Annotated in this window: 20 protein-coding genes and 1 riboswitch; of the genes, 8 read left to right on the top strand and 12 right to left on the bottom strand. The window is 72.4% G+C overall.

Features of this window, described 5'->3' with window-relative positions:
* Window positions 1-64 precede the first annotated feature (64 nt).
* The 3 genes from ACZ7G3_RS19015 to ACZ7G3_RS19025 all read left to right on the top strand — a co-directional run bounded on the left by ACZ7G3_RS19015 (window position 65) and on the right by ACZ7G3_RS19025 (window position 2,421).
* Complete coding sequence (locus ACZ7G3_RS19015) at window positions 65-370, top strand: SCO0607 family lipoprotein (RefSeq protein WP_470926928.1); 306 nt, start codon at window positions 65-67, stop codon at window positions 368-370.
* Window positions 371-635: 265 nt separating this feature from the next.
* Window positions 636-1,463, top strand: coding sequence for a hypothetical protein (locus ACZ7G3_RS19020; protein ID WP_470926930.1), 828 nt, complete (start codon window positions 636-638; stop codon window positions 1,461-1,463).
* A gap of 94 nt (window positions 1,464-1,557) precedes the next feature.
* Window positions 1,558-2,421: a DMT family transporter gene (locus ACZ7G3_RS19025; protein ID WP_426597641.1), complete on the top strand. Its 864-nt coding sequence runs from the start codon at window positions 1,558-1,560 to the stop codon at window positions 2,419-2,421.
* Between the two features lie 45 nt (window positions 2,422-2,466).
* Here ACZ7G3_RS19025 and ACZ7G3_RS19030 read toward each other — a convergent pair whose 3' ends face one another.
* On the bottom strand, window positions 2,467-2,751 hold the full coding sequence (locus ACZ7G3_RS19030; protein ID WP_426597642.1) for a hypothetical protein: 285 nt from the start codon (window positions 2,749-2,751) through the stop codon (window positions 2,467-2,469).
* A 276-nt stretch (window positions 2,752-3,027) separates the two neighbouring features.
* On the opposite strand from ACZ7G3_RS19030, the gene ACZ7G3_RS19035 reads away from it, so the two are divergent.
* Window positions 3,028-3,504 carry a hypothetical protein gene (locus tag ACZ7G3_RS19035; protein WP_470926932.1) on the top strand — a complete coding sequence of 159 codons (477 nt, stop codon included), beginning with the start codon at window positions 3,028-3,030 and terminating at the stop codon, window positions 3,502-3,504.
* A 57-nt stretch (window positions 3,505-3,561) separates the two neighbouring features.
* Here ACZ7G3_RS19035 and ACZ7G3_RS19040 read toward each other — a convergent pair whose 3' ends face one another.
* A complete protein-coding gene (locus tag ACZ7G3_RS19040; protein WP_470926934.1) occupies window positions 3,562-5,946 on the bottom strand; it encodes a glycoside hydrolase family 65 protein in 2,385 nt (794 codons plus the stop codon).
* Window positions 5,943-8,333: a phosphoketolase family protein gene (locus tag ACZ7G3_RS19045; protein ID WP_470926936.1), complete on the bottom strand. Its 2,391-nt coding sequence runs from the start codon at window positions 8,331-8,333 to the stop codon at window positions 5,943-5,945. The genes ACZ7G3_RS19040 and ACZ7G3_RS19045 overlap by 4 nt, the downstream gene beginning before the upstream one ends.
* A gap of 628 nt (window positions 8,334-8,961) precedes the next feature.
* Between ACZ7G3_RS19045 and ACZ7G3_RS19050 the strand changes: the two genes are divergently transcribed.
* On the top strand, window positions 8,962-9,645 hold the full coding sequence (locus tag ACZ7G3_RS19050; RefSeq protein WP_426597647.1) for a TetR/AcrR family transcriptional regulator: 684 nt from the start codon (window positions 8,962-8,964) through the stop codon (window positions 9,643-9,645).
* 170 nt (window positions 9,646-9,815) lie between these two features.
* A complete protein-coding gene (locus ACZ7G3_RS19055) occupies window positions 9,816-11,438 on the top strand; it encodes an MDR family MFS transporter (protein ID WP_470927132.1) in 1,623 nt (540 codons plus the stop codon).
* Window positions 11,439-11,582: 144 nt separating this feature from the next.
* On the opposite strand, the gene ACZ7G3_RS19060 is transcribed toward ACZ7G3_RS19055, so the two are convergent.
* A complete protein-coding gene (locus tag ACZ7G3_RS19060; protein WP_470926938.1) occupies window positions 11,583-12,095 on the bottom strand; it encodes a GNAT family N-acetyltransferase in 513 nt (170 codons plus the stop codon).
* A 204-nt stretch (window positions 12,096-12,299) separates the two neighbouring features.
* A complete protein-coding gene (locus ACZ7G3_RS19065) occupies window positions 12,300-12,827 on the bottom strand; it encodes a copper chaperone PCu(A)C (protein WP_426597649.1) in 528 nt (175 codons plus the stop codon).
* 395 nt (window positions 12,828-13,222) lie between these two features.
* On the opposite strand from ACZ7G3_RS19065, the gene ACZ7G3_RS19070 reads away from it, so the two are divergent.
* On the top strand, window positions 13,223-13,675 hold the full coding sequence (locus ACZ7G3_RS19070) for a flavodoxin family protein (RefSeq protein WP_470926940.1): 453 nt from the start codon (window positions 13,223-13,225) through the stop codon (window positions 13,673-13,675).
* Window positions 13,676-14,010: 335 nt separating this feature from the next.
* Here the strand turns inward: ACZ7G3_RS19070 and ACZ7G3_RS19075 are convergent, their stop codons facing one another.
* From ACZ7G3_RS19075 to ACZ7G3_RS19095, 5 genes are all read right to left on the bottom strand, one after another.
* Window positions 14,011-14,862 (bottom strand): ABC transporter ATP-binding protein, encoded by an 852-nt coding sequence (locus ACZ7G3_RS19075; RefSeq protein ID WP_426597651.1) that lies wholly within the window; start codon window positions 14,860-14,862, stop codon window positions 14,011-14,013.
* Window positions 14,859-15,953 (bottom strand): FecCD family ABC transporter permease, encoded by a 1,095-nt coding sequence (locus tag ACZ7G3_RS19080; protein WP_470926943.1) that lies wholly within the window; start codon window positions 15,951-15,953, stop codon window positions 14,859-14,861. The genes ACZ7G3_RS19075 and ACZ7G3_RS19080 overlap by 4 nt, the downstream gene beginning before the upstream one ends.
* Before the next feature lie 32 nt (window positions 15,954-15,985).
* The gene (locus ACZ7G3_RS19085; RefSeq protein WP_470926945.1) at window positions 15,986-17,065 is read right to left on the bottom strand and encodes an ABC transporter substrate-binding protein; all 1,080 of its coding nucleotides are present in this window, start codon (window positions 17,063-17,065) and stop codon (window positions 15,986-15,988) included.
* Between the two features lie 63 nt (window positions 17,066-17,128).
* Window positions 17,129-17,314: riboswitch (cobalamin riboswitch) on the bottom strand.
* A 106-nt stretch (window positions 17,315-17,420) separates the two neighbouring features.
* Window positions 17,421-18,353, bottom strand: a complete 933-nt coding sequence (locus ACZ7G3_RS19090; protein ID WP_426597654.1) for a M56 family metallopeptidase — start codon at window positions 18,351-18,353, stop codon at window positions 17,421-17,423.
* Window positions 18,354-18,359: 6 nt separating this feature from the next.
* On the bottom strand, window positions 18,360-18,743 hold the full coding sequence (locus ACZ7G3_RS19095) for a BlaI/MecI/CopY family transcriptional regulator (protein ID WP_426597655.1): 384 nt from the start codon (window positions 18,741-18,743) through the stop codon (window positions 18,360-18,362).
* Between the two features lie 136 nt (window positions 18,744-18,879).
* On the opposite strand from ACZ7G3_RS19095, the gene ACZ7G3_RS19100 reads away from it, so the two are divergent.
* Entirely contained in the window at window positions 18,880-19,455 is a 576-nt protein-coding gene (locus ACZ7G3_RS19100; protein WP_426597656.1) for a TerD family protein, read from the top strand.
* 28 nt (window positions 19,456-19,483) lie between these two features.
* On the opposite strand, the gene ACZ7G3_RS19105 is transcribed toward ACZ7G3_RS19100, so the two are convergent.
* Both ACZ7G3_RS19105 and ACZ7G3_RS19110 read right to left on the bottom strand, forming a co-directional pair.
* On the bottom strand, window positions 19,484-21,175 hold the full coding sequence (locus ACZ7G3_RS19105; RefSeq protein ID WP_470927133.1) for a hypothetical protein: 1,692 nt from the start codon (window positions 21,173-21,175) through the stop codon (window positions 19,484-19,486).
* 130 nt (window positions 21,176-21,305) lie between these two features.
* Complete coding sequence (locus ACZ7G3_RS19110; protein WP_470926948.1) at window positions 21,306-21,977, bottom strand: lytic polysaccharide monooxygenase auxiliary activity family 9 protein; 672 nt, start codon at window positions 21,975-21,977, stop codon at window positions 21,306-21,308.
* Window positions 21,978-22,244: the final 267 nt, after the last annotated feature.

The raw sequence follows: 22,244 nt of genomic DNA on the forward strand, positions 1-22,244 counted from the left end.
TACTCATGAGGCGCCTGCTCCCGTCGGCAAGGCTTGCCGTACCGGACACGCAGAAGGAGTCAACGTGCGTACTACCAGCCGACTTCACCGGCCGGCGCTGGGCCTCGCCCTGGCCTGCGTGACCGCTGCCGCGGTCCTGACCGGCTGCTCCGCGGAGCAGGCGGCCTGCGGCGGCGGCGAGTACCCGGTCATGGCCATCGGCAGCACCGGCAGTGCGTGCGTGCCGGACGGCGAGGAGCCGCCCGAGGGATACATCCGCTACCCGGAGGGCAAGGTCCCGGAGCACGTCGGCGACAAGTGGGACACCTACTGGCAGACACACACCGTCGACGGGGAGGGAAGGGTCGTCGAGGTGTCCGACGGCGAGTGAGTCCGGGTACCGACGCTCCGAACGGACGCACGAGGAACCCGCGGGACATACCACGTTGACGGCTTTACGTGGTATACCGGCCCGGCAGCAAACAGGGGAACAACAGGCGCCGTCCGTCCGTACTATCTGTGTGTCAGCACAGCCGGTGGCAGTCTCGCATTCCCCGCTGCCGGGCGCCGACCGGACATGGTCCCCATGTCCCGCGCCTGATGTCCCGCCGTTCCTCACGAGCCTTCACGGCCGCGAATCGAGGAGAGTCAACACCATGTCCGAGACCACACAGCAGGCCGCCACCCAACTGGCATCGCAGTACAGCGTCCAGGTGACCGATGACCTGGAGCGCAACGTCAAGGAGCAGGAACGCATCAGCGAGGAGATCACGTCCCTGCAGCAGCAGCTGGCCTCGCTGCAGCACGACCACGCCCTGCTGGTGAACATGCAGCAGGCGCTCGGCATCACCCCGCCGTCGGCCCGGCCCGCGACCGCGCCGCAGCCCGACGCCGCGACCGTGCCCGCTCCCCGTGACAGTGCCGCCACGGAACCGGCCGCCGGGAAGCGGACGCGGAGCGGGAAGACCGGCACCGCGCCCAAGCGCGCCGCCACCGCCGCGAAGCCGGGGGCCAAGCCTGCCGCGAAGGCCGGCGCCGCCCCTGCCGCCAAGCCGTCCACCAAGGCCACCAAGGCCACCAAGGCCACCAGGAAGCCGGCGGCGAAGAAGGCATCGGCGCAGGCCACGTCCGCGTCCACCGCCTCGTCCGCTGCCTCGTCCGACTCCGCGTCCGCGTCCTCGTCCTCGTCCGCGAAGCAGGCCGCCGACCGGCCCACGTTGGTCGAGCTGGTGCGGAACCACCTCGTCGAGCAGAGCGAGCCGCGCTCGGCCGCCGAGGTCACCACGGCGCTCGGTCAGGCCCACTCCGGACGCACCATCAAGACCACGGTCGTCCGCACCACTCTCGAGGGACTCGTCGCCAAGAACCAGGCCCAGCGCACCAAGCAGGGCACCTCGGTCTACTACACCGCCACCGACGCACCGGAGCCGAAGCAGAAGCAGGAATCCGGGACCCGGACGCCGTCCGCGCAGAGCGACAGCTGACGGCCGCCGCACCCGGCACCACCGGTCGGTGACATCCGCTTCCCTCGCCGTGGCGCGGCGCGCGGTCGGGGGGAAACCGGGTGAGGATCGGTGGATGGGTGTTGTACTGCCGGTGCTCTTCGCACTCCTCGCCGCGTTCAGCAACGCGCTGGCCACCGTGCTCCAGCGGCGCGCCGCGCTGACTGTGCCGCAGTCCCAGGGGTTTCGGCCGGGGCTCGTCATCGACCTGTTGCGGCGGCCGGTGTGGATCGGCGGCATGCTGGCCGTCGTCGTCGCCGGTGTGGGACAGGCGGTGGCTCTGGCGACGGGGCCGCTGTCACTCGTACAGCCGTTGTTCGTGCTGGAGCTTCCGCTGGCCCTGCTGCTGGCCTCGCTGATGACCGGCCGCCCTCTGCCCCACGCCCTGTGGCTCGCCGTGGGCGGGGTGGTCGTCGGACTCGGTGTCGCGCTGGCGTCGGCCGCTCCGGACGCCGGCGAGGCCGACGTGCCCCTCGATCGCTGGCTGCCCGCGCTGGCGGCCTGCGCCGGGGCGGCCGTGCTGCTGGCAGCGGCCGGTCTGAAGCGCCCCGTCGGCAAGGCCCGCGCCGGTTGTCTCGGTGCGTCCACGGCGGTGTGGTACGCCCTGACGGCCGCACTGATGAAGGACTCCATGCGTGTCCTGGACACCGACGGGGTGGTCGGTTTCCTGACCACCTGGCAGACGTACGGCTTCGCCGCGGCCGGTGTGTGTGCCGTGCTCCTGCTGGAACACGCCATGCAGGGCGGTCCTCTCGTCGCCTCCCAACCGGCCCTCACCCTGGGGGACGCGACGGTGAGTCTCCTGCTCGGTGTGGTCCTCTACCGCGAGGACGTGCGCGCGGGGTGGTGGATCGTGCCGCAGCTGCTCGGCGTCGCGCTGATCGTCGTGGGCGTCCTCACCCTCGCCCGGCGCGGCATCGACCTGCGCACCGGGCAGTGAGCGCCGCTTCGGCTTCTGAGCGTCCCGCGGGCACGCCACCACAGGTCACCGGCAGAACCCGTACGCCTGCTCCAGCCACCGGTGCAGTGCCGCGTGCACGCTGCCGGGGAGCTCGCTGAGCTGTGCGATGGCGGCCCGGTCCCCGGCGGAGGGCGCGATGCCCGCTGCGGTCAGCAGGGCGAGCAGGTCCAGGCGGCGCAGGTCGACGGGGTCGATGCGGCAGGGGACGCGCTGGGCGGGGTCGGGCGGCTGGAGCAGGAAGTCGCCCTGTGTGTCGTGGGAGAGCGAGCGCGCCGGGTCGGCGGCAGTCGGGGCAGTCATCGTGTGCATACCGCGGTCCTCCACTTGATGGGTCGCCGTTCTTCGACGGGATGAGACACCGGGGCGGCGACGGCGGTTGCGGACCGGCCCGACGACCACACGGTCGACGCAATCGGCGCCTTATCGCATGAACCGACCCGGCACGGGCACCGGGCCGGCAGGCGTCCCCATGGCCGACGCCCGTGCCCTGCTCCGTACGAGTGGTGCATCCCGGGACACGGCCTTACGGTCGGTACGGGTAAGGGAGAGCGGAGACACGTGACCCCGAGACGGCCGGGAGCAGACATGGGCAGAAACCCGATGAGGGCAGCGGTCACACTGTGTGCCGCCGCCACGCTCGCGATACCCCTGGGCGCGGCCTCCGCCGCACCGTCGGCGGACGACCCGACACAGGCACAGGCACAGGCACAGGCACAGCAGACGCAGGCTCCCGTGCTGGTCGACTGTTCCCGGCAGCCGGAGGTACGTCCCGAGGCGTTCCTGCTCGCCTGCGGTGACGGCAACAGCCGTCTCGTCTCGCTGCACTGGGTCCGCTGGGACGCGAACGCCGCGGTGGGCCGGGGCACCAACGCCATCAACGACTGCGACCCCTACTGCGCCGCGGGCACGTTCCACTCGTATCCCGTGACCGTTCGGCTCGACCAGCCGCGGACCTGGGAGAAGGACCCGGGAGAACGGCACTACACCCGGATCACCCTGACCTACACCGACGGCAGGCCGGACGGGTTCCCCCGCGTGGTGACCTATCCCCTGTGGGGCTGACCTGCGGGGCTGGCCTCCCGGTCTGACCTGCCGGGACCACTGGTTCCCGGTGGCCGGTCAGTCCGGGAGTGCCAGCCGGCAGGTGTCGCCCGGCTGGAGTCGCACCGCGCGGTCCGGCAGCCGGACGTCGATGGGCCAAGGGCCGGACGACGGCACGGCGATCTCCAGCCGGCCGTGCTCCAGCCGGAGCCGCACGCCCCAGTGGCCCTGGTAACGGATCGAGAACCCGTACGACGACAGTTCCGGCAGCGGCACCGGGTTCAGCCACAGGGCGCCCGCGCGGGTCTCCAGTCCGGTCAGTCCGCGCTGGACGAGGTCCAGGGTGCCGGCCATGGCCCCGAGGTGGATGCCCTCGCCGGTGGTGCCGCCCTGGAGATCGGCGACGTCGCCCTTGAGCGCCTCCTGGCAGAACGTCCAGGCCTCGGCGCGGCGGGCCCGGGCCAGGATCCAGCCGTGCACGAGTCCGCTGAGGGTGGAGCCGTGGCTGGTGCGGGCCAGGTAGTAGTCGACGGTGCGCCGCCAGGTGCTCTCGTCCAGGCTGTACCCCAGCCGTTGGAAGAGCGAGCGGAGTTCGGCCGGGGAGAAGAGGTAGCCCAGCATCAGTACGTCGGCCTGCTTGGACGCCTGGTAGTTGTTGACGCTGTCGTCCTCGGCCTCCAGGACACGGTCCAGCCGCCGGATGTCGCCGTACCGTTCGCGGTAGCCGTCCCAGTCGAGCTCGGCGAGGTCGCCGTATCCCTCGAACTGGCTGACGACGCCGTCGTGGAAGGGGACGTGGAGGGTGCGTGAGACGCTCTCCCACTGTTCGAGTTCACCGTCGTCCAGAACGGTGCGCTCGACGAGTTCACGGCGGCGGGGTCCGGGCAGGTCGGCCAGCACCTCCAGGGTGCGGGTCAGGACCCAGGCGGCGGTGACGTTGGTGTACGCGTTGTCGTCGAGGCCCGGCTGCCCGGCGCCCGGGTAGGCCTCGTGGTACTCGTCGGGGCCGACGACGCCGCGGATGCGGTGCCGTCCCAGGTGCTCGTCCCAGGTCGCGGAGTCCGCCCAGAAACGTGCGATCTGCAGGAGCATCTCGGCACCCTTGGTGTGGAGGAACTCGGCGTCGCCGCTGGCCTCGCAGTACTGCCAGACGTTGTACGCGATCGCCGATCCCACATGGTGCTGGAGGTGCGAGTGGTCCGGGAGCCAGCGGCCCGAGTGCGGGTTGAGGTGCAGTTGCTGGGTCTCCTCACGTCCGTCGCTGCCGCTCTGCCAGGGGTACAGCGCGCCTCGCCTGCCGATCGCGCGGGCGGCGGCGCGGGCCCGTTCCAGGCGGCGGTGCCGGTAGTGGAGCAGGGACCGGGACACCTCGGGGAAGTGCAGGTTGAGGTAGGGCAGGACGAACAGCTCGTCCCAGAAGACGTGTCCGCGGTAGGCCTCCCCGTGCAGTCCGCGCGCCGGTACACCCACGTCGAGGTCGGCGGTGTGCGGGGAGAGGGTCTGCAGCACGTGGAAGAGGTGCAGGCGCAGGATGTTGCCCGCCTCGCCGGGTACGTCGAGTTCGGCGCGGCGCCACAACTGGCCCCAGGCCTTCCGGTGCGCCACCAGCAGTTCGTCGAAGCCGGGGGCGTCCGCCACCCGGTCGACGGCGGCCTGCAGGGGGTCGCTGATCGCCGGGTCGCGGGAGGTGTGCAGGGCCACGAGCTTGTCGACGGTGACGGTGCGGCCCGGCTCCGCGCGCAGCGTCGTGCGCTGGGTGACCCGCAGGTGCTCGCGTGCCCGGGTGACGGGCGCGTCGGCCGTCGTGCGGGCCGCCATGCCGACCCGGATGTCCGAGGTGCGGGTGCGGCAGCGCAGCCACACCGTGCCGTCGTCCGCCCCGCCGGTGTGCACGTGGGTCAGGTGGCGCCCTTCCAGGTCCCGGTAGCGCGGCACCCCGGAGTTGGTGACGCCGCCGTCGAGGGCGGCCTCCACGTCGAGGTCCGCCGTTCCGGCGTCGACCGTGAACTCCGTGCGGAGCGCGGCGAGGTGGGGGTCGGCCATGTGCACCATGCGCAGCTGTCGCACGGTCAGCACGCGTTCCCCGCCCAGCCCGAACTGGGTGCGGCGCTCCAGCACGCCCGAGTCCAGGTGCACGGTCTGCCGGTGGTCGAGCACCTCCGCGGTGTCCGGCGTGAGCCAGTCCCCTCCGTCGGCCCGGAAGCGCAGCGGCAGCCAGTTGGGGAGGTTGACCATGTCTTCGTTCTCTACGTGCCCCACCTCTCGGCCGGCGACGGTGGAGGTCAGCCGGTTGTAGCAGCCGGCCACGTAGGTGCCCGGGTAGTGCACGTCGTCCGCGGCGCACTCGGGCAGCGCGCCGCGGGTGGCGAAGTAGCCGTTGCCGAGCGTGCACAGCGACTCGCGCAGCCGCTCGTCCGCGGGGTCGTAGTGGTCGTAGTCCCAGGTCGAGGGGGTCACCGTCACTTCGAGCCCTCCCAGGACCAGTCGGCGACCTCGGGCAGGTCCACTCCGTGCTCGCGGATCCAGTCGTGGTGGCGCACCCGGGCGTCCTCCATCCGCTGCCGTACGGCCGCCGCGCGCACGGCGAGGCCCGGTACGCGGTCGATGACGTCCATGACGAGGCGGTAGCGGTCCATGTCGTTGCCGACCACCATGTCGAAGGGGGTGGTGGTGGTTCCGATCTCCTTGTAGCCGCGCACGTGCAGATGCGCGTGGCCGGTGCGCCGGTAGGCGAGCCGGTGGATCAGCCAGGGGTACCCGTGGTACGCGAAGATGACCGGCCTGTCCGCGGTGAACAGGCCGTCGTACTCGAAGTCGCTCATGCCGTGCGGGTGTTCCCCGCTGGGCAGCAGCCGGGCGATGTCGACGACGTTGACGACACGAACGGCGAGTCCGGGCAGGTGGCGGCGGACGAGCTGGGCGGCGGCCAGTACCTCCTGGGTCGGGACGTCGCCCGCGCAGGCCAGCACCACGTCGGGTTCGCGGGTGCCGTCCTCGGTGCCGGCCCAGTCCCAGATGCCGGCGCCGCGCGCGCAGTGCGTCCTCGCCTGCTCCATGGACAGCCAGTCGAAGCAGGGCTGCTTGCCGGCGACGATCACGTTGACGTAGTCGCGGCTGCGCAGGGCGTGGTCGGCGACGGACAGCAGGGTGTTGGCGTCCGGCGGCAGGTAGACGCGTACGGCCTCGGGACTCTTGTTGAGGATGTGGTCGACGAAGCCGGGGTCCTGGTGGGAGAAGCCGTTGTGGTCCTGGCGCCACACGTGGGAGGTGAGCAGGTAGTTGAGGGAGGCGATGGGTGCGCGCCAGGGCAGGCGGCGGGTCACCCGCAGCCATTTGACGTGCTGGTTGACCATGGAGTCGACGATGTGGACGAAGGCCTCGTAGCAGGAGAACAGTCCGTGCCGGCCGGTGAGGAGGTAGCCCTCCAGCCAGCCCTGGCAGGTGTGTTCGGAGAGGATCTCCATCACGCGGCCGTGCCGGTCGAGGTTCTCGTCGACGGGCAGGGTCCGTTCCTGCCAGGCCTTGCCGCTGGCGGCGTAGACGGCCTGGAGGCGGTTGGAGGCGGTCTCGTCGGGGCCGACGAGGCGGAAGTCGCGCCGGTCGGACGTGGCGTCCATGACGTCCCGGAGCAGGTCGCCGAGGACCCGGGTGGGTTCGTGCGTGCTCGCGCCGGGTGCGTCGACGGGGACGGCGTACTTCTCCAGCGGCGGCAGGGGCAGCTCGCGCAGCAGCAGTCCGCCGTTGGCGAAGGGGCCGGCCCCCAGTCGGCGCGCGCCTTCGGGGACGGCGGCGAGGACGTCGGGGCGTGGTGCTCCGGTGGCGTCGAACAGTTCCTCGGGCCGGTAGGAGCGCAGCCACTGCTCCAGCCGCCTCAGGTGTTCCGGGTCGGTCCGTACGGCGGACAGGGGGACCTGGTGGGCGCGCCAGGTGTTCTCCACGGGCAGGCCGTCGACCTCGGCCGGGCCGGTCCAGCCCTTGGGGGTGCGCAGCACGATCACCGGCCATCGGGGACGGCTGGTGGCGCCGTCCTCGCGGGCGGCGCGCTGGATCGCGGCGATGCGGTCCAGGGCGGTGTCCATGGCGTGGGCCATCGCGCGGTGGACGACGGCCGGGTCGTCGCCGGTGACGTGGACCGGGTCGTGGCCGTAGCCGCGCAGGAGTTCGTCGAGTTCTGCCTCGGGAAGGCGGGCGAGCAGCGTCGGGTTGGCGATCTTGTAGCCGTTGAGGTGCAGGATCGGCAGGACGGCGCCGTCGTTCACCGGGTCGAGGAACTTGTTGGAGTGCCAGGACGTCGCCAGCGGCCCGGTCTCCGCCTCGCCGTCACCGATCACACAGGCGACCACCAGGCCGGGGTGGTCGAAGGCGGCGCCGTAGGCGTGCGCGAGCGAGTAGCCGAGCTCCCCGCCCTCGTGGATGGATCCCGGCGTCTCGGGTGCGACATGGCTCGGCACGCCGCCGGGGAACGAGAACTGCTTGAACAGCCGGGCCATCCCGGCCGCGTCCCGGGTGATGTCCGGGTAGGTCTCGGTGTACGAACCCTCCAGCCACGAGTTGGCCAGTACGGCGGGCCCGCCGTGGCCGGGGCCCCAGACGCACAGCGCGTCGAGGTCGCGGGCCTTGATCACCCGGTTGAGGTGGGTGTGGACCAGGTTGAGGCCGGGTGAGGTGCCCCAGTGGCCGAGCAGGCGCGGCTTGACGTGCTCGGGGCGCAGTGGCTCGGTCAGCAGGGGGTTGGCCATCAGGTAGATCTGGCCGACGGACAGGTAGTTCGCGGCGCGCCAGTGGGCGTCCAGGCCGGCGAGCTCCTCGTCCGTGAGCCCGCGGGATGCCTGCTGGGGGTCGACGGACATCGGGGGTCCTTTCCGTGTCGGGACGGCGGTCGGGCCGCGTGGGCACGGGGGTGCCCGTCCACATCCCAACCCTGCGCAGACCGGTCGGGTACCCGACAGGGCCGTTCGGGTCACGTCGGTTTCCGCCGGTGCCGCGCGTACCCGGCGGCGCCGGCCGTCGATCGGCTCCGGCGTCCGGGCGCTGCTCGCAGCCCGCGGCGTCTGCGCCCGTGCCTGACACCAGGAGCACGGTCGGCCCCGGCGCCGACCCCGGCGCCGACCGTGCTGACGCACCGTGTACCCCAACTCGACAGTGATACGCAGGAGTTGCCCGGTCCGTACGGCGGAGGGCATCGCGCCCCGCGTTTCACCGCCGCCTCGAGGAGCACGCACTGGCGATACCCCGGGGTGTCTCTGTCGCGGTCCTTCCCCAAGACACCCAGGGGGTGAGCCGGAAGGAGAGCGCCCCGTGCTCCTCGTTCTTCGCTCCTTCTTGTTCGGCGGCGTCCTGGAAACCGAGGGACCGGGCAACCGCAGCTGCCCGGCAGGCGGTGTCCGGTCGGCCGGCGTCGATCCGCCGCCGGACGTCGACCGTGTTCGGGAATCGACGCCCGCCCCTAATTTTGCATGACATGCATCTTTGCATACCATGCAACTTATGTCGGAGAAGAGCGCCACAGGCGGCGGCCTGCGGGAGCGGAAGAAGCGGGCCACGCGTGCCGCCCTCACCGAGGCCGCGATACGTCTGGCCGCCGAGCACGGGGCGGAGAAGGTCACCGTCGAGGCGATCAGCGCCGCGGCCGGGGTATCGGTGCGCACCTTCTTCAACTACTTCGACACCCGCGACGACGTCTTCGTCCTGACCGGCGCCGAGACCAGCGCGCACGTGCGCCGGGCGCTACTCGCCGCACCGGCCGCCCTCACCCCGCTCGAAGCCCTGCGCGACGCCCTGGCGGCGGAGCTGGCCGAGGCCGAGCAGCAGCGCGAGCTGTGGCGTCTGCACGGTGAGGTGCTGCGCGCCGCGCCGCACCTGTTCGTGCGCAGTCTCGGCGCGCACCTGGCGGACGAGACGGAACTGGCCGAGGCCATCGCCGAACGGATCCGCTTCGGCGCCGGCCTCCCTGCAGGCGCCCCCGCACCACCGGCCGCGTCCGACGAGGAGCGGCGCCAGGCCCTGGACCTCTACCCCCGGCTGCTGGCCGCGGTGGCGGTCACCGCCGTCCGGGCCAGCATCGATCACTGGTGCGCCCGCCCGAAGGAGCGCGCCTTCCGCGACGTGTTCCAGGAGGTGTTCACCCTCCTCGCCGCCGGGCTGCCGGCGCCGCCCGCGTAGTCCACCGCACCGGCCGTCCGGCTTCCGAGCCGACCCGGTGCCCCCACCTTCCGACCCGCGCGCCCGAGGACCCGACGTTCCCGCCCGGACCGCGCGGATCACCGATCACCACCGTCGAAAGAGAAGTCGTGACCGCAGCTCAGGCGCCCGCCGACGCGCCTCCCACCTCCATGAACCAACGGCAGATACTCCAGGCCATGTCCGGCCTGATGGCCGGCATGTTCGTCGCCATCCTGGCGGGCACCGTCGTGTCCAACGCGCTGCCGACGATCATCGCCGACCTGGGCGCCAGCCAGTCCTCCTACACCTGGGTCGTCACCGCCGAACTGCTGGCCATGACCGCGACGGTGCCCCTGTGGGGCAAGCTGTCCGACCTCTTCAACAAGAAGCTGCTGCTCCAGCTCTCGCTCCTCATGTTCGTGGTCGGCTCGCTGCTGGCGGGCTTCTCGCACGACACGACGCTGCTGATCTTCAGCCGGGTCGTGCAGGGCATCGGCGCGGGCGGCCTGACCGCGCTCGCCCAGGTCGTCATGGCCGCCGTCATCCCGCCCCGGGAACTGGGCAAGTACTCCGGCATCTTCGGTGCCGTCTTCGCCGTGGGCACCGTGGCCGGACCGCTGATCGGCGGCGTGCTGGTCGACACGTCGTGGCTGGGCTGGCGCTGGTGCTTCTTCATCGGCGTGCCCTTCGCCCTGCTGGCCATCCTCCTGTTGCAGCGCACGCTGAAGCTGCCCACCGTCAAGCGCCAGGCGAAGATCGACTGGCTCGGCGCCTTCCTGATCGTCGCCGGTGTCTGCGCGCTGCTCATCTGGGTCTCGCTGGCCGGCAACCGGTTCGACTGGGCGTCCTGGCAGACCGCCGCGCTCGTCATCGGCGGTGTGCTGCTGCTGGGCCTGGCGGTCCTCGTCGAGGCCCGCACCGCCGAGCCGGTCATCCCGCTCGACATCTTCAGGAACCGCACGGTCACCCTGACCACGGTCGCCAGCCTCCTGGTCGGTGTCGCCATGTTCGGCGGAACCGTCTTCCTCTCGCAGTACTTCCAGGTGTCCCTGGGCAAGTCGCCGACCGTCGCGGGCCTGATGAGCCTGCCGATGATCCTGGGCCTGCTGGTCTCGTCCACCGTCGCCGGACAGCTGATCAGCCGGACCGGAAAGTGGAAGGGCTACCTGGTGGCGGGCGCGGTCATCATGACCGTCGGCCTCGCCCTGCTCTCCCTGATCGACGCCGACACCCACTTCGGGCTGCTCAGCATCTACATGGCCGTCCTCGGCGTCGGCGTCGGCATGCTGATGCAGAACCTGGTGCTCGCCGCACAGAACGACGTCCCCGCTGCCGAGCTGGGCGCCGCGACCTCGGTGCTGTCCTTCTTCCGCAGCATGGGCGGCACGATCGGCACCAGCGTCCTCGGCGCGATCCTCGCCAACCGGGTCGCGAGCGAGATGACCAAGGGCCTGGAGAAGGCCGGTGCCGCCGGTGCCGCCGAGGGCGGCTCGGGCGGCGGTCACGGGGCCGTCCCGGACATGAGCACGCTGCCCGCACCGATGCGGGAGATCGTGGAGCACGCCTACGGTGTCGCCACCGCCGACCTGTTCCTCGTCGCCACCCCGTTCGCGCTGCTGGCTCTGGTCGCCGTGGTCTTCATCAAGGAGAAGCCGCTGAAGACCACCAGCGGCATGGAGCGTCTGGCCGAGGAAGCCGGCGAGGTCGCCGGCGGCACGGTCTCCGTACCGGCGCAGCGCTCCGGTGACACCCCGTCGAAGGCGGACAGCGGACCGGCGTCCCCGGTCGGCTGAGCCGTCGGCCCACGGCACGTCACGGCCTGACAGGGGCCGCCCACCACGCACGGTGGGCGGCCCCTTCCGCTTGCCGGGCACCTCGGCCGCGCGCCACCGCGCTCGAACCGCTCGCGCGGCGCGGCACGGTGGGCCGGCCGCCGGTCAGATGCCGAACGGTGCCGCGTAGCGGACGGTGCCGGCGGGCAGCGGGTGGGCGGCGTCCAGGGTGAGGGCCATGAGTGCCTCGTCCGGAACGTCGATGGTCAGGCTGATCCCGTGGACGGAGGCCCGGCCGAAGCCGAACCGCGGGTAGTACCGCGGGTGTCCGAGGACGACGACATGGCGCTCGCCCAGGCGCTCGGCCGCGGCGAGCGCCGCCCGGACGGCCGCGGAGCCGGCGCCGCCGTGCTGGAGCTCGGGCCGGACGGCGACGGGTGCCAGGCAGAGCGCCGGGCTGTCCCCGATGTGGCAGCGGGTCAGCAGGGCGTGGCCCACGGGGCGGTCGTCTCCGTCCACGGCGACGAGGGACAGGCCGTCGATCCAGGCCTCGGGGTCGGCGCGCAGAGCGTCGACGAGGGCGGCCTCTTCCGGCGTGGGAAAGGCGGTGCGGACGATGTCACGGATGGCGGGGACGTCGGCGCCGGTCTCGGCGCGGGTGTTCCAGGTGCGGGACATGACGGGATGAGGATCCGTTTCTGGGTTGCGTTCGTCTGGGTCAGGTCGTGGCCCGGGACGCGAGGGAGACCCGGGCGCCGCGAGAGGCGGCTTGGAGCACGGTCATCGACCTCACCTCCCTGTCGTCCTGGTCGTCCGATCGAACGCGAACGGCCTCAGTGTACCCGTGGAGGGGCCGGCGGGGGCCCGTGGGGACCGGCGGGATCACTCACTGGGGGAAGGGCTGGAGTCGTAGGCGGGGATCTGCGACTGGATGTTGAACGTGACGGATCCTGCCTTCTCGAAGGTCAGGGTGATCTTCAGGAAGTCACCGCCGCGGACGGCCTCGCGCACGTCCCGCAGCAGCAGGTGGTTGTTGCTCGGCTCCAGTTGCCGCAGCTTGTCCGGCGGCAGTTCCACCCCGTCCGGCAGGGCCTTGCCGTCCGCGTTCACGATGCTCACCGACTCCGCGTCGGGGCTGCCGGCGCCCACCAGGCGGTCGGCGCTGTCCCCCTCGTTCATGAGCCAGACGTAGGCCGGGACGTCGTCACCCGGTCGCCACGGTTCCCCCTTGGGCTCCGCCACGTGGGCGTAGCGGATCAGGACGTCGCCGACGCTCGCGTTCTGGCCGGGGGCATGCCAGTCCTGCAGTTCGAAACTGTCGTCCCCGCCGCATCCGCTCAGTGCCAGGGCCGCCGCGGCCAGCACGGTCGCGGCGGCGGAACGTGCGGTTCTCCCACGGCTGAGCAGCATGGCGCCTCCACTGCGTCGGTCCTGTGTCCGCGCCCGGGTTGCCGCGGGACCGGACTGCAAACAGCCGGTGATACGGCAGGCCGGGCGCTGCGACCGGGAAGCACCCGGCCATCGGGTCCGCAGGGACGGGCGGTCCGCACGGCGGCCGCCGTGGCAGGGTGGGGCTCCGGCACGTCGGGGGGGACCACCGTGCCGGCCTCACGGGGGCCGAGAGGAAGGTCCGCGGCGCCGAGCAGGCGCCGGAGCGGGAGAAGCGGCAGGTCCGCGAGCGCGCGGAGCGCTGGAGTCCGCGGGCCGGGCGGACGCACCCCGGCCGACGGAACGCCGGGTGCGCCGTGCTCCGGACGGGGTGGCGCTTCTTGCGGCCGGCGGGTGCCGGGCGGCAGGCTTCGGGTGTGCCTACTCTGCTGATCGTGCATCACACGCCGTCGCCCAACTGCCGGGCGATGCTGGAAGCCGTCCTGTCCGGGGCGACCGCACCCGAGATCGAAGGGGTACGGGTGGTCAGGCGGGCGGCGCTGGCGGCGACGGCGGTCGACGTGCTGGAGGCCGACGGATACCTGCTGGGCACTCCGGCCAACCTGGGCTACATGTCCGGCGCCCTGAAGCACTTCTTCGACCAGGTCTACTACCCCTGTCTGGACGAGACGCGGGGCCGGCCCTTCGGCTACTACGTGCACGGCGGCAGCGACACCACCGGCGCGGTGCGCGGCATCGAGTCGGTCACGACCGGCCTCGGCTGGCAGCGCGCGGCGCCGGCGGTGAGCGTGGCCGGTGAGCCCGGCAAGGCCGAATTGGAAGCCTGCTGGGAACTGGGGGCCGCACTCGCCGCCGGGCTGACGGACTGACCGCTCGGACGGCAGGACCGAAGGACCGAGCCGTCCGGTGCGGCGGCGAGTCCGGCGGAGCGAGGGGCCGGGCCGGGCATGCCGCCCGGGAAGAGCGCCGGCTCGGTGGGGGACGCCGCCGATTCGGCCGCCGGTGACTGGGCATGGCGCACGCCCCACGCCCTGTGGTGTCAGGGCGGGAGAGGCGTCCCGGCCAGTATCCGGACCACGGCGGGTGCGGATCAGCGCGGTCCCTTCCGTCGCCCCCGCGGCGCAGCCGTGAGACCGGCCGCTCGGCGGTGTCCGGGGTCCGCCGGGGCCGCGGGGCGGTCGGCGGCTCGGGCCTGTGCGCCGTCTCAGCCGCGTCGCTTGCGCCGCTCGAGCGATGCGGTGGTGCCCGGGCTGCCGAGCCGAGCACCGTCACCCGCCCGGGGAGCGTCCGTCAGTGTGCCGAGGAACCGGACGTGCGGGCGGCCGCCCGGCCCGGTGGGGGCGATCTCGGCGTGCACCCGGTAGACCTCGGCGACCAGGTCCGCGGTCAGGACCTCGGCGGGATCGCCACAGGCCACGACCCGCCCCTCGGACAGCACCACGAGGTGGTCGCAGTACATCGCCGCGAGGTTGAGGTCGTGGAGGGCGACCACACTGGTGACGGGCAGGGCGGCGACCAGGGTCAGTACGTCGAGCTGGTGCTGTATGTCGAGGTGGTTGGTCGGTTCGTCCAGCAGGAGTTCCCGCGGCTGCTGGGCGAGGGCGCGGGCGATCTGGACGCGCTGGCGTTCGCCGCCGGAGAGGGTGTGCCAGAGCCGGTCCGCCTGCCCGGTCAGTCCGGTGCGTTCCAGGGCGTCCGTGACCGCCTCCTCGTCGGACGCCGACGTCGGCGTCCAGGCGCGGCGGTGCGGGATCCGGCCGAGCCGGACGACGTCCCGGACGGTCAGTTCGACCTGCGTGTCCGCCTGCTGCTCGACCACGGCCACCCGCCGGGCGACGTCCCTGCGGCCCGCCCGGTCCAGCGGGCGGCCGTCGAGGGTGACGACGCCGGAGGCGGGGGTGAGCACGCCGGCCAGCAGCCGCAGCAGGGTGGACTTGCCCGAGCCGTTGGGGCCGAGCAGTCCGGTCATGGCGCCGGGCCGGGGGGCCAGGTCGACGCCGTCCAGGATGAGCCGCCCGCCGGCGGCGCGGGAGACCCGCTCGGCGTTCAGCGTCACCGTGTCCTCCTGGTGCGGTACAGGACGAGGACGAAGGCGGGCACGCCGATGAGCGAGGTCATCACGCCCACCGGGACCTCCTGGGGTTCGAGAACGGTACGGGCCAGGGTGTCGACCCACACCAGGAACACCGCCCCGGCGAGCGCGCAGACCGGCAGCAGCCGGGCGTGTCCGGGGCCGGTCAACGCCCGTACGGCGTGCGGCAGCACCAGGCCGACGAAGCCGATGGCCCCGGCCGAGGCGACCAGGGCCGCGGTGAGCAGGGCGGTGGCGCACAGCAGGACCAGCCGGGTGCGGGCCACGTGGACGCCGAGCGTGGCCGCCGCGTCCTGACCGAACGCGAAGGCGTCCAGTGTCCCGGCGTACCCGAGGCACACGGCCAGGACCACGACCAGGACCGCCGTACCCGTCCACACGTCCGTCCAGCCCGCCCCGCCGAGCGAGCCGAGCAGCCAGAACAGCACGCCGCGGGTGGTCTCGGCGTCGGCCGCGGTCATCACGACGAACGACGTGAGCGCGGAGAACAGCTGCATCGCCGCCACGCCGGCGAGCACCACCCGGTCCGGGGTGCCGCCGAGGCTGTGACTGAGCAGCATCACCAGCGCGAAGGAGCAGACCGCCCCGATGAACGCCCCGCCCGACACGGACAGCGCGCCGCCGCCCACGCCGAGGACGACGACCAGGACGGCACCGGTCGAGGCACCGGAGGAGACGCCCAGGACGAAGGGGTCGGCGAGCGGGTTGCGCAGCAGGGACTGGAGTACGGCGCCGCACACGGCGAGGCCTGCACCGCACACCGCCGCGAGGAGGGTTCGGGGCAGCCGCAGGTTCCAGACGATGCCGTCGCGGATCGGGGTGACGTCCACGCCGGGGGTACCGCCGCCGAGATGGGAGACGACCACGGACCAGACCTCGCCGACGCCGATGTCCGCGGGACCGATGGTGACGGCGACGGCCACGGAGGCGCACAGGGCGACGAAGCCGGCCGCCGCCCACACCGGGTAGCGGCGGCCGGCCGCGCGTAGGCCGGGGGTCCCCCGGCTCGTGGACGTCATCCGGCTTCCCGGCGTCATCCGGCTTCCCGGCGTCATCCGGCTTCCCGGCGTCATCCGGCTTCCGGACGTCACTTGGTGAGGCCGTACGCGCGCAGCGCCGCCGCCACCTTCTCCACGCCCTCGACGGTGCGGATGGTGGGGTTCATGGCCTGCCCGCTCAGCAGCACGTACCGCTTCTTCCTGACGGCGGTCATGTTCTTGGTGACGGGGTCGGACTCCAGGAACTCGATCTTCTTCGCGGCGGTCTCGGCCGTCTGGGACTTGCGGGTGAGGTCTCCGACGACGAGGACGTCGGGGTCTCGGTCGGCGACGGTTTCCCAGCCGACCTGGGGCCATTCCTCGTGGGTGTCGTCCATGGCGTTCTCCGCGCCGAGCGCGCGGGTCATGATGCCGGGGGCGCCGCAGCAGCCCGCCATGTAGGGCGAAGTGGAGTTGGCGAACCAGTACATGAGGGTGACACCGGAGGCGTCGACGCCCGAGGTGGCCTTCTCGACCCGCGCCTTCAGGTCCGCGACCAGTTCTTCGCCGCGCTGCTCGACGCCGAACACCCGGGCCAGGTCGTGGACTTCGCCGTAGACGGTGTCCATGGTCAGGGGCTCGCTGCGGACGCCGTCGCCGTCGCCGCCGTTGTCCTTGCCGACGCAGTCGGACGGGGACAGGTAGGCGGGCACCCCGAGTTCGGTGAACTGCTCGCGCGTGGCCACGCCGCCGGAGCCGAGCGTGGAGGCGAAGGAGGCCGCGACGAAGTCGGGGTCGGCGTCCAGGACCTTCTCGAAGGAGGGCATGTTGTCGGCGAGCCGGGGCACACCGGCGTTCGCCTTCTCCAGGCCCTTCATGACCGGGTCGGTCCAGGTGGCAGTCCCCGCCATCCGGTCGGCCAGGCCCAGCGAGAGCAGGATCTCCGTGGTGCCCTGGTTGAGGGAGACGGCCCGTTCGGGTGGCGCGGTGATCTCCACCTTGTGCCCGCAGTCACTGACGGTGCGTGGATAACCGGCTGCCTCGGCCGGCGCCGCGGAGTCGGTGGCGGTCGTTCCGGAACCGCAGCCGGACGCCAGCAGGGCACCGGACAGCAGCAGCGGGAAGCGGGAGCGGAAGGGACGGAAAGAACGGAAGGAGCGGCGGAAGCCGGCGGGGCGCGCTGCGGACATGGAAGATCCTCTGGCGTCGAGGGCTCATACGCGAAGCCCGTTCGTACGGTGTGGCCCGCGCCGTACGCGGCGCGGGTGCCAGCAGGTCTTCGGACTCGGGATCGCCCGGGCGGGACGCCTTCCCGGACGGCTTGTGCCGCCCAGTGGCCGTTGTCCCGCCCGTCCCCCTCACCGCTGCGCGTCAGCTCCGGATTCGCACCGGATTCCCTGACCCACCAGGTGGGTTCGACTGGCTCCCGCAAGCTACCACAGGGCCACCGCGGTGCCAGGGGGGCGGCCGTCCGCCGATGGAATCCCGGACCACCTCAGTGCCCCGGGATCGCGTGGGTGTTTTCGGAGGGGAGACGCGAGACGCTCAGAGGGGCGTCGCGGCGCGGAGGATGAGGAACATCGTGACGGCGGCGTTCGCGGACGACATCGCCGACACGGCGGTTCCGGCGGCCGCGGCCCATGCCGCCAGGCCCACCGAGGTGAACACCGGGGGCCAGGTGCGGACAGCGGGCGCGGGGCCCAGCAGGGCCGCCACCCGGCGCGGTACCGGGCCGGGCGCCGCGAGGCCGGCGAGGGTGGCGACCGGGGTGCCCCGGGAGACCAGGGCCGCCTTGCCGATCGCGGTCGCCACCGCGCGGCGGTCGCCGACCGTCCGCGCGGCCTCCTCGTCCGCCCACCGCTCCGCCGTGTAGGAGACGGCGGTCCGCAGGGGCCGCAGGAACGGGTTGGCCAGGGCGGCGAGCCGGACGGCGAGCAGGAAGCGATGGTGCCGGGCGGTCAGGTGGGCCCGCTCGTGCGCGAACAGCGCGCGGCGCTCTGCCGGTTCGAGGCAGTCGAGCAGGGCCGTGCTCACCACCACGCGGTCCCGGCGGCCGCCGGGCAGCGCGTACGCGTAGGGCACCTCGTCCGGGAGTACGGCCACTCCGGTCCCCGGCAGTCCGGCCAGCGCGCGGTGGGCGCGGCGACGCACCCTGCCGTGCCGCCACAGGGCCCGCGCCGAGGCCACGACCACCGCGCACAACGCGGGGATCGCCGCCTTGCCGACGACCTCGTCGTACGGCACCGCCGCCCGCACCTCGGGGTCGGACCAGCCGTCCGGCAGGGGGTTGCCCGGCAGTTGCGCGGTGCCGACCACCATCACCAGGGCCAGGCACACCGTGCTGCACAGGGCCATCACGGCGGCCACCGCGGTGAGCAGCCTGGTCGCACTCCGCGGGTGCAGATGCTGTTCGGCCAGCCGGGCGATCGGCCAGGCCGTCAAGGGCAGGACCAGCGGCAGGAAGACGAATACACCCATGCGGCGTCAGCCGTCCCCCACATCGCGCGCGTGTCCCAGGAGTTCGCGCAGCAGCCGCTCGTCGTCCGGGTCGAGACCGGTGACGAAGCTGGCCAGCACCGCTTCCCGGTCGCTCTCGGCGTCCAGGACCTTGCGCATCTTCCGCGCGGCGAGGCCCGCCTGGTCGGAGGCGGGTGTCCAGGCGAAGGAACGGCCCGCGCGCTCGCGGCTGACCGCGCCCTTCTCCAGCAATCGGGTCAGGATCGTGATCACGGTGGTGTAGGCGAGGTCGCCGCCCAGGCGCTCCTGCACCCAGCCGGCCGTCGCGGGCCCGTCCGCCTCGCACAGCGCCGACAGCACCAGCGCCTCCAGCTCGCCCTGCCCCCGCCGCCGCGGACGCCGGTGATCCATCACGTCCCGCCTCCTTCCGCCGCTGTCCGCCTTCCGAGGTCACATCGTATAGAAGGGCATACTTCTACAGCACTGTAGTGCGTCGGGTAGCGTGATCGGCGGAAGTCATCCAGCAGACCTGACGAAGGAGAACGCAGTGGGAGTTTCCCTGGCCAAGGGCGGCAACGTCTCGCTCAGCAAGGAGGCGCCCGGCCTGACCGCCGTCGTCGTCGGCCTCGGCTGGGACGTGCGCACCACGACCGGTACCGACTACGACCTCGACGCCTCCGCACTGCTCCTCGACACCTCCGGCAAGGTGCTCTCGGACGGGCACTTCGTCTTCTACAACAACCTGACCAGCCCGGACGGCTCGGTGGAGCACACCGGCGACAACCTCACCGGCGAGGGCGAGGGCGACGACGAGGCGGTCAAGGTGAACCTCGCCGCCGTCCCCGCCGAGGTCGACAGGATCGTCTTCCCGGTCTCCATCCACGACGCGGAGAACCGCGGGCAGAGCTTCGGCCAGGTCCGCAACGCCTTCATCCGCGTCGTCAACCAGGCGGGCAACCAGGAACTCGCCCGCTACGACCTCTCCGAGGACGCGTCGACCGAGACCGCGATGGTCTTCGGCGAGCTGTACCGGCACGGCGCCGAGTGGAAGTTCCGGGCGGTCGGGCAGGGGTACGCCTCGGGCCTGGCGGGCATCGCCGCGGACTTCGGCGTCAACGTCTGACCCGAACCGGGACGCTCAACCGGGACGCTCAGTGGTCCGTGGCGCAGCAGCCGTCCGCACCACCGGTGGCGGGCGCGGTGTCGAGGCGGCAGAAACAGGAGGCCTCGACCGGTACGTCCGCCAGGGCGGTGGCGAGCTTCAGCTGCTGTGCCACGATCCGCGCCTCCCCCTCCTTGCCCAGGCGCGCCAGGCACTCGTGGAGTCCGTGCAGGGCCCAGACGTTCCCCGGGTGCTGCAGGGGGCGGGGAAGGGTGTCGTCGAGACCCAGGTCGGCCCGGTAGACCGCCTCGGCCTCGGTGACCCGGCCCTGTTCCAGGAGCAGGGCTCCGTAGGCGTGCCGGGTGGGCTGCATCCAGCCCCACGGTTCGTCGTAGGGGAGGTTGTCGTCCAGTTCGACCGACCGCTCCAGGGCGGCGAAGGCGGCGGCGTGATCGCCCTTGCGGTACTCCAGTTCGCCGTCGAGCATGGCGGAGGCGATGGCGAGGATGTCGGCGCAGGTGTTGTTGAACAGGGTGCGGGTCCGCGGCACCCGGGCGGCCGCCTCGCGGAACAGGACGCGTTCGGCCTCCGCCTCGGCGACCTTGCCGGTGGCCGAGAGGGCGACCCCGCGGGCGTAGTGGAGCATCGCGGTCGTCACGCAGTACAGGCGCGGGTCGGCGGGCAGCGGCAGCCGGAGGACGTCCGCCCAGCGGCCGAACCGGATCAGCACGTGCACCCGCATGGCCAGGAAGCCCTCGAGCCAGTCGGCCATCGGCGGGCTCTCGACGCGCAGCAGTTCCTCGGGGACGGACGCCTCCAGTCGCGCGGCGGCGTCCAGGGCGACCTCGTACTGACCGAGGAACATCGCGCCGTAGATCCTGAAGTGGTGGTTGTGCGAGCGGTAGAGGGTGTAGAAGTTCATCGCCCCGGCCCGCGCGCGGTACTTCTCGTCGGCGGCGATCGCGGCGCTGTTGTCCGACACCACGCGCCGGTAGTCGCCGCACAGCACTTCGAGGTGGGACGGCATGTGCGCGAGGTGTCCGGCATCGGGGACCAGGCCGCGCAGCCGGTCGGCGACGGCGAGGGCCGCCTCGGGAGTGGCGGACATCTCCATCAGGTGGATGTAGAGGTGCAGGACGCCGGGGTGCTCGCGTCCGCCCTCGGCGGCCAGGGCCCGGTCGAGGACGGCCTTCGCCTCCAGGGTGCGGGCGCCCTCCGCGGGCAGTCCGGTGCGCAGGTCCCAGAGCTGCCAGGGTGTCAGGTTCATCAGCGCGTCGGCGTGGAGCGCGGCGACGTCCAGGTCGTCGGGGGCCAGTGCGTACACGGCCCGCATGCTCTCGGCGTACGGCGCGTTCCACACCGAGCAGTCCTCGACGGCGCGCGCCTGCGGGTAGCGGGCGCGCAGGGCGCCGACCAGGGCGCGTTCGACCGGGGTGGCGGAGCGGGCCGCCTTCTCCTGGGCGAGTTCGACGGCGGCGTGGGTGCGGTCGACGGTCCGCGTCAGTTCCTCGGCACCGAAGGCCTCCCAGGGCTTGTTGTAGTTCGGACCGAGGGCGTAGGCGATGCCCCAGTGGGCCATGGCGCAGTCCGGGTCGGCCGCCGCGGCGGTCTCGAAGCAGGCGACGGCCTCCTCGTGGTGGAAGGCGTACGTCCACACCAGCCCGCGGTCGAACCACCGCTGCGCCTCGGGGGACGAGGTCGTCACGGTCCGGCCGTGGGTGCCGAGGTCGTAGTAGTCCATGGGGTCCATGAGGGGACGTATACCGCACCCCGGGGCGGCCGCGAAGCACGTCGCGCGGGCGGTCGCACCGACCCGTGTCCCCGCCGGACGCGGCGCGCCCGGCGGGGGTGGGGGGACGGGGTGGCGTGGATCAGCCGAAGTCGACGTCGCTGCACAGGAAGTACGTCTGGTCCATGTGCGACGCCTGCCAGATGGTGTAGACGACGTGCCGGCCGCTCAGGCCCGAGGTGCTCACCGGGATCTCGTAGTTCTGACTGGGGGCGTACCTGCCCGTGGTCTCGATCAGTTCGAGGTCGTCCCAGCCCATGGGCTGCGTGGCGGGGTCGAATCCCTGCCGGGTGACGTAGACCTTGAAGTAGTCGGCGCCGTGGCTGGCCTGGTCGTACAGCTTGACGGTGAAGTTGTCGGTGACGTCCGTGGTCTGCCATGCGCCCACGGTGTCGAGGGAGTTGTAGCGCCCGCCCTCGGTCCGGCCGCCGCTGCACAGCTGGCCGTCGGGGACGACGGCTTCGAAGTTGCCCGCGGAGCCGTTGCGGTACAGGCCGTTCCAGTTCCACATGGCGTTGGGGTTGTCCTGCCAGGCCTGCCAGCACATGGGGTCTTCCTGGGCCATGGCGGGGTTCTGGAAGTCGTCGCCCCAACGCTGCCAGCAGCCGTAGTTGCGGGAGGCGGGGTCGACGACCGAGCCGTGGGCGACGGCGGTGCCGCTCCAGGGGATCAGGGCGAGCAGAGCCGCGGTCAGGGTGCCGAGGGCGACGGTCGACGCACGCCGGGCTCTTTTGATGCGGTCATGACAAGCCATGATGTCCTTCTTTCGCGTGGGGGGACGGCTGGGGACGAGGAGTGGAAGCGCGATTGGGAGCGCTCCCAGCGCCTTTCGGGGACCAGGCTGCGCCCGGGCAGACGGAATGGCAATAGTTGAAACGCGCCAGATACCTGACCGGGATGGCGTGTTCGCTGCGGTCCGGCCCGGGGGGGGGGGGGGGGGGGGGGGGGGGGGGGGGGGGGGAGGGGGGTGGGGGGGGGGGGGGGGGGGGGGGGGGGGGGGGGGGGGGGGGGGGGGGGCGTG

This window comes from Streptomyces sp. NPDC037271 (assembly GCF_055603605.1).

Excerpts from the sequence above, each read along its gene's own strand:
- ACZ7G3_RS19020 (WP_470926930.1), top strand. The coding sequence starts at position 636 with ATGTCCGAGACCACACAGCAGGCCGCCACCCAACTGGCATCGCAGTAC.
- ACZ7G3_RS19025 (WP_426597641.1), top strand. The coding sequence starts at position 1,558 with ATGGGTGTTGTACTGCCGGTGCTCTTCGCACTCCTCGCCGCGTTCAGC.
- ACZ7G3_RS19030 (WP_426597642.1), bottom strand. The coding sequence starts at position 2,751 with ATGCACACGATGACTGCCCCGACTGCCGCCGACCCGGCGCGCTCGCTC.
- ACZ7G3_RS19035 (WP_470926932.1), top strand. The coding sequence starts at position 3,028 with ATGGGCAGAAACCCGATGAGGGCAGCGGTCACACTGTGTGCCGCCGCC.
- ACZ7G3_RS19045 (WP_470926936.1), bottom strand. The coding sequence starts at position 8,333 with ATGTCCGTCGACCCCCAGCAGGCATCCCGCGGGCTCACGGACGAGGAG.
- ACZ7G3_RS19050 (WP_426597647.1), top strand. The coding sequence starts at position 8,962 with ATGCAACTTATGTCGGAGAAGAGCGCCACAGGCGGCGGCCTGCGGGAG.
- ACZ7G3_RS19055 (WP_470927132.1), top strand. The coding sequence starts at position 9,816 with ATGAACCAACGGCAGATACTCCAGGCCATGTCCGGCCTGATGGCCGGC.
- ACZ7G3_RS19060 (WP_470926938.1), bottom strand. The coding sequence starts at position 12,095 with ATGTCCCGCACCTGGAACACCCGCGCCGAGACCGGCGCCGACGTCCCC.
- ACZ7G3_RS19065 (WP_426597649.1), bottom strand. The coding sequence starts at position 12,827 with ATGCTGCTCAGCCGTGGGAGAACCGCACGTTCCGCCGCCGCGACCGTG.
- ACZ7G3_RS19080 (WP_470926943.1), bottom strand. The coding sequence starts at position 15,953 with ATGACGCCGGGAAGCCGGATGACGCCGGGAAGCCGGATGACGTCCACG.
- ACZ7G3_RS19085 (WP_470926945.1), bottom strand. The coding sequence starts at position 17,065 with ATGTCCGCAGCGCGCCCCGCCGGCTTCCGCCGCTCCTTCCGTTCTTTC.
- ACZ7G3_RS19090 (WP_426597654.1), bottom strand. The coding sequence starts at position 18,353 with ATGGGTGTATTCGTCTTCCTGCCGCTGGTCCTGCCCTTGACGGCCTGG.
- ACZ7G3_RS19095 (WP_426597655.1), bottom strand. The coding sequence starts at position 18,743 with ATGGATCACCGGCGTCCGCGGCGGCGGGGGCAGGGCGAGCTGGAGGCG.
- ACZ7G3_RS19105 (WP_470927133.1), bottom strand. The coding sequence starts at position 21,175 with ATGGACTACTACGACCTCGGCACCCACGGCCGGACCGTGACGACCTCG.
- ACZ7G3_RS19110 (WP_470926948.1), bottom strand. The coding sequence starts at position 21,977 with ATGGCTTGTCATGACCGCATCAAAAGAGCCCGGCGTGCGTCGACCGTC.